A 5,643-nucleotide genomic window follows, 5' to 3' on the forward strand; every position below is an offset into this window, starting at 1 on the left:
TGCAGCGGCTTGGCCACGGCGGTGGTGCTGTCCTCAGCCTGCAGCCCGTCCAGCAACGTCCCGGGGGTCTCGCGCGCCCCCCCCCCCGCCCCCCCCCCCGCCCCGCGAGGCTCACCACGGTGCTGCCGGCCGCCATCCCGACCAGCACCAGAATCCCGCCGACCACCCACAGCCCGCTGTCGTCGGTCCCGGCGGCCCGCCACGACCAGACCGCCGTGAACGCCACAGTCATCACCGGCGCCACCAGCCACGGGCTGAGCCGCGTCCCGGCGAGCGCGGCCAGCAGCACGAGCGTCAACACACAGCCGATCACCTGCCACGGCTCGTACGGGCCGCTGCTCGCGCCGGTCTGCGCGTCGACCGTGTACCGGGTGTCCCAGCCCAGCCAGAGGATCCACGCCCCGACCGTGGCCGCCGCCAGGAACAGAACACCGAGCAGTGCGCGGGTACTCCTCGTCGCCGTCATCCGGCGATCATCCCTTGCCTGCCGCGCTACGGGAACACGGACCGGCCTTCAGCCGCCGACCGGCGCGATCCCCATTGGACTGTTGCCTCGGCCGGCGGCGATCCTCTACGGTCTGCTCAGCGGTGGGCGGTGCGGTCCGCATCCGACCCGACACCGCCGGATGCCCGTCGTGCGGGCCGGGATGGTGGAGTCCCGGGTCGCCCCGTCGGCGGTGACCCGGCGGTCGTGTGACTCCCAGCTCGTCCCCGGGCGCTGATGCCCGGCGCGGCTCCGCGTGGAGCCGACGGCGAGCCGGGGCACGCCGACCCACCGGGAGAGCCCCGTGTTCCTCAGCCCGCACGAGCAGGACCGCCTGCTCGTCCACGTCGCGGCCGATGTCGCCCGCGCCCGCCGCGAACGCGGCCTCCGCCTCAACTACCCCGAAGCCGTCGCGGTGCTCACCGCGTTCCTCCTCGAGGGGGCCCGCGACGGGCGGTCGGTGGTCGACCTGATGTCGGCCGGCCGGGCGGTGCTCGGCCGCGACGACGTCCAGGACGGCATCCCCGAACTGCTGAGGGAGGTGCAGGTGGAGGCAACGTTCCCGGACGGCACCAAGCTGGTGACGGTGCACCACCCGATCCCGTGATCCCCGGGGAGATCCTGCCGGCGGCAGATCCGGTCGAGATCAACGTGGGTCGTCCGGTGACCACACTGCTCGTGGTCAACACGGCCGACCGCCCGGTGCAGGTCGGCTCGCACTACCACTTCGCCGAAGCCAACCCGGCGCTGTCGTTCGATCGGGGCGCGGCCTGGGGGCAGCGGCTCGCCGTTCCGGCCGGCACCTCCGTCCGGTTCGAGCCGGGCATCAACCGCAGCGTCGACCTCGTGCCACTCGGCGGCGCACGCGTCGTGCCGGGCCTGCGCGCAGAGTGCGCCGGGCCGTTGGACCCGTCACCGCACGCGGTCACGGCCGACGGGTCGCCGCGGTGAGCGCCGTGCGGCGGGACCGTTACATCGACCTGTACGGGCCGACGACAGGTGACCGGATCCGACTGGCCGACACCAACCTGCTCATCGAGGTGGAGACCGACCACTGCGTGGGCGGCGACGAGGCGGTCTTCGGCGGCGGGAAGGTGATCCGCGAGTCGATGGGGCAGTCCCGTGCCACCCGCGCCGAGGGGGCCCTGGACACCGTCATCACCGGCGCGGTGGTGCTCGACCACTGGGGAGTGGTCAAGGCCGACGTGGGGCTGCGCGACGGGCGCATAGTGGCGCTCGGCCGGGCCGGCAACCCGGACACCATGCCCGGTGTCCATCCCGACCTGGTCATCGGCCCGTCGACCGAGGTGATCGCGGGCAACGGGCGGATCCTCACCGCCGGCGCTGTCGACACCCACGTGCACTTCATCTGCCCGCAGATCGTCACCGAGGCGCTGGCCAGTGGCATCACCACGATGGTCGGCGGTGGGACCGGGCCGGCCGAGGGGACCCGCGCGACAACCGTCACCCCGAACGCCTGGCACCTGGCCCGGATGCACGAGGCGCTGGACACGATGCCGGTCAACGTGCTGTTGCTCGGCAAGGGCAACACCGTCTCCAGCGAGGCGCTGTGGGAACAGTTGCGGGCCGGTGCGGGCGGTTTCAAGCTGCACGAGGACTGGGGCACCACACCGGCGGCCATCGACGCCTGCCTGCGGGTGGCGGACGCGTCCGGTGTCCAGGTGTCGATCCACACCGACACGCTCAACGAGGCCGGGTTCGTGGCCGACACCCTGCAGGCCATCGGTGGACGGGCGATCCACTCGTACCACACCGAGGGAGCCGGCGGCGGGCACGCACCAGACATCATCACAGTGGCCAGCGAGCCGAACGTGCTGCCGTCGTCGACCAACCCGACCCGGCCTTACACCGCGAACACCCTGGCCGAGCACCTGGACATGTTGATGGTCTGCCACCACCTCAACCCGTCAGTGCCGGAGGACCTGGCCTTCGCCGAAAGCCGGATCCGACCGTCCACGATGGCCGCTGAAGACCTGCTGCACGACCTCGGCGCCATCTCGATCATCGGCTCCGACGCGCAGGCGATGGGCCGGGTCGGCGAGGTGATCATGCGGACCTGGCAGAGCGCCCACGTGATGAAGGACCGGGTCGGCGCCCTGCCGGGTGACGGGCCTGCCGACAACCACCGGGCCCGACGGTACGTGGCGAAGTACACCATCTGCGCCGCGATGGCCAACGGCCTGGAACGGGAGATCGGGTCGGTCGAACCGGGCAAGCTCGCCGACCTGGTGCTCTGGGATCCGGCGTTCTTCGGCGTCCGGCCGCACCTGGTACTCAAGGGCGGCATGATCGCGTACGCCCAGATGGGCGACGCCAACGCCTCGATCCCGACACCGCAGCCGATGCTGCCGAGGCCGATGTTCGGGGCGTACGGCGCGGCGGCTGCCGCCACCAGCCTGGCCTTCGTGGCCCCGGCGGCCCTGGACGCCGGGCTCCGCCTGGATGTGCGTCGCCGGGTGGTGCCGGTGAGCGACGTACGGTCGCGGGGCAAGGCCGACCTGCCGGAGAACAACGCGATGCCGCGCATCGAGGTGGACCCGGACACCTTCACAGTGCGGATCGATGGGCAGGTGGTGGAGCCGGACCCGGTGACCCGGCTGCCGATGGCCCAGCGGTACTTCCTGTTCTGATGGCGACGCCGAGTCTGCTGTTGTTGTTGGCCGACGGACGCTTCCCGGCCGGTGCGCACGCGCACTCCGGTGGTCTGGAGGCGGCCGTCGCCGCCGGCCGGGTCACCGACCTGGCCTCGTTGGAGGCGTTCCTGGCCGGCCGGCTGGCCACCGCCGGTCTGGTCGGCGCGGCGTTCGCGGCGGCCGCACACCGGGCGGCGGTGGCCGAGACCGCCGACCCGGCTGAGTCTGTGGCCCGGTCGGGGGCGCTGGCTCGGCTCGACGCGGAGCTGGACGCGCGTACCGCCGCCCCGGCGTTACGGGCGGTCTCGCGCCGACAGGGTCGGGCGCTGCTGCGCGCCGGCCGGGCCATCTGGTCGGATGCCCCGTTCGCCGACCTGCCCGCGACGCCCGGTGGCGCACACCAACCGTTGGTGCTCGGGCTGCTCTGCGCCGCGGCCGGGTTGTCCCGCGCCGAGACCGCCACGATCGCCGCGTACGGGACGCTGACCGGGACGGCCAGCGCCGGCGTACGCCTGCTCGGCCTCGACCCGTACCAGGTCCAGGCCCTGCTGGTCGGCCTGGCCGACGCCTGCGACGGCACGGCCGCCGACGCGGCACGGGCCGCCGATGATCCACCGGAGCGGCTGCCGGCCGCAGCAGCTCCACTCGCCGACATCCATGCCGAAATCCATGCCACCTGGGAGGTGCGTCTCTTTGCGTCCTGACACTGTTGTGCCGAGCGCTGTGCCCGCCGTCGAACCGATCACGCCACCGCCGGCCACGCCACCGCCGGCCACGCCGCCCCACGACGAGACCGTTCCGCACACCCATCCGGAGCCGGGGGTGGACCCTCATCCGCCGTTGGCGCGTGCCGGCCGTGCACTGCGGGTGGGCATCGGCGGCCCGGTCGGCTCCGGCAAGACGGCCCTGGTGGCCGCGCTCTGCCGTGCCTTCGCCGACGAGTTGCGGCTCGGCGTGGTGACAAACGACATCTACACGACCGAGGATGCCGACTTCCTCCGGCGGGCCGGCGTGCTGGACCCGGCCCGGATTCGCGCGGTGGAGACCGGTTGCTGCCCGCACACGGCGATCCGTGACGACATCGGCGCCAACCTGGACGCCGTCGACGAACTGGCCGAGGCGGTCGGCCAGTTGGACCTCGTCCTGGTGGAGAGCGGTGGGGACAACCTGACCGCGACCTTCAGCCGGGGGCTGGTCGACCGGCAGATCTTCGTGGTCGACGTGGCGGGCGGGGACAAAGTGCCCCGCAAGGGTGGGCCGGGGGTAACCGCCGCCGACCTTCTCGTGATCAACAAGACCGACCTGGCGCCGATGGTGGGTGCCGACCTCACCGTCATGGATCGTGACGCGCGGGCCCGGCGCGGCGACCTCCCGACCCTCTTCCTGTCCATCGTGGGAGACCCCACGGCAACGTCCGTAGCGAACTGGATCCGCCACGAGTTGGCCCACCACGCCGCCCTGCATCCACTGGCCGTGCCGGTCGGCCCGGCCTGATGCGAGCGCTTGCTCGGCTGGTCGCCCGAGCCGACGGCCGGGGCGGTACGGCCCTTGTCAAGCTGCACGGCGAAACGCCGTTGCTGCTGCGCCAGACTCCGACCGACGGTGGTGTCGCCACCGTGCACCTCGTCGGCGGGGCGGCCGGGCCGCTCGCCGGGGACGATCTGCGCCTGGAGATCGAGGTCGGGCCGGGCGCGGCCGTCAGGGTGCACAGCGTCGCCGCGTCGATCGCCCTACCGGGTCGCGCGGGTGCCGTCTCCCGGATGGCGGTTCGGGCGGTGGTGCACGCCGGCGCCACGCTGCACTGGCTTCCGGAACAGTTGGTCGCGGCGGCCGGCTGCGCGCACCTCGCCGAGTCCCGGATCGAGCTGGCCGCTGGCGCGAGCCTGCGGTGGCGCGACGAGCTGATCTGCGGCCGGCACGGCGAGGCCCCCGGCGGCGCCGTCGTGCACACCCAGGTCGACTACGCGGATCGGCCACTGCTGCGCCAGTCCCTCGCGGTGGGACCGCACGCGCCGGGCTGGGCCGGCCCGGCGGTGCTTGGCGGCGCCCCGGCCACCGGATCGCTGCTGGTGGTCGACCCCTCGCGACCCGCCGAACCGCCAACGGCCGAGGGCAGCGTCGCCCGGCTGCCATTGGCCGGCGGCCCGGCCACACTGTGGACGGCCACCGCTCCCGACGCGCACACCCTGCGCACCCACCTAACGGTCTAGGAGCCGCTACCGGGCCGAGTGCCGGTCCTGCCGGTCCTGCCGGTCCTGCCGGTCCTGGCGGTCTTGGCGCGATCCGTCTTGGCCCCGCGCGATGCCGTCTTGGCCCTGCGCGACGCCGCCATGGCCCGTGTGCCCGCGGCGGCCGAGCGGGGATCAGCCAAGACCGCCGAGACCGTTCCCGAGGCCAGGTTGGTGCAGAGCACCGGGACCGATGGGCAGTCGGCGACCAGCTCTCAACCGATCAGCGTGCTCTACCCGACCTCGACAGTGGGTCTGCTCACCATGTCCAACCGTC

Annotated in this window: 8 protein-coding genes; 7 read left to right on the forward strand and 1 reads right to left on the reverse strand. The window is 73.2% G+C overall.

The genetic code is table 11. The features are described 5' to 3' along the window. Positions 1–466 (reverse strand): hypothetical protein (locus AB0C20_RS34805; RefSeq protein ID WP_357569607.1); only part of this gene is annotated, 466 nt, incomplete at its 3' end. A 322-nt stretch (positions 467–788) separates the two neighbouring features. Between AB0C20_RS34805 and AB0C20_RS34810 the strand changes: the two genes are divergently transcribed. From AB0C20_RS34810 to AB0C20_RS34840, 7 genes are all read left to right on the forward strand, one after another. Then, positions 789–1,091 (forward strand): urease subunit gamma, encoded by a 303-nt coding sequence (locus tag AB0C20_RS34810; RefSeq protein WP_357180434.1) that lies wholly within the window; start codon positions 789–791, stop codon positions 1,089–1,091. Then, a complete protein-coding gene (locus AB0C20_RS34815; protein ID WP_308193602.1) occupies positions 1,088–1,435 on the forward strand; it encodes an urease subunit beta in 348 nt (115 codons plus the stop codon). The genes AB0C20_RS34810 and AB0C20_RS34815 overlap by 4 nt, the downstream gene beginning before the upstream one ends. Further along, on the forward strand, positions 1,432–3,135 hold the full coding sequence (locus tag AB0C20_RS34820) for an urease subunit alpha (protein WP_357180438.1): 1,704 nt from the start codon (positions 1,432–1,434) through the stop codon (positions 3,133–3,135). The genes AB0C20_RS34815 and AB0C20_RS34820 overlap by 4 nt, the downstream gene beginning before the upstream one ends. Then, complete coding sequence (locus tag AB0C20_RS34825; RefSeq protein WP_357569608.1) at positions 3,135–3,842, forward strand: urease accessory UreF family protein; 708 nt, start codon at positions 3,135–3,137, stop codon at positions 3,840–3,842. Before AB0C20_RS34820 ends, AB0C20_RS34825 begins: the two co-directional genes overlap by 1 nt. After that, entirely contained in the window at positions 3,832–4,632 is an 801-nt protein-coding gene (ureG, locus tag AB0C20_RS34830; protein WP_357569609.1) for an urease accessory protein UreG, read from the forward strand. Before AB0C20_RS34825 ends, ureG begins: the two co-directional genes overlap by 11 nt. Next, entirely contained in the window at positions 4,632–5,348 is a 717-nt protein-coding gene (locus AB0C20_RS34835) for an urease accessory protein UreD (protein ID WP_357180448.1), read from the forward strand. Before ureG ends, AB0C20_RS34835 begins: the two co-directional genes overlap by 1 nt. 99 nt (positions 5,349–5,447) lie before the next feature. After that, a partial coding sequence (locus tag AB0C20_RS34840; protein ID WP_357569610.1) for a hypothetical protein occupies positions 5,448–5,643 on the forward strand: 196 nt, incomplete at its 3' end.

Source organism: Micromonospora sp. NPDC048843 (genome assembly GCF_040649965.1).
Classification (GTDB): Bacteria; Actinomycetota; Actinomycetes; order Mycobacteriales; family Micromonosporaceae; genus Micromonospora; species Micromonospora hortensis.

Coding starts and splice junctions, on each gene's coding strand:
- AB0C20_RS34825 (WP_357569608.1), top strand. CDS start 3,135: ATGGCGACGCCGAGTCTGCTGTTGTTGTTGGCCGACGGACGCTTCCCG.
- AB0C20_RS34835 (WP_357180448.1), top strand. CDS start 4,632: ATGCGAGCGCTTGCTCGGCTGGTCGCCCGAGCCGACGGCCGGGGCGGT.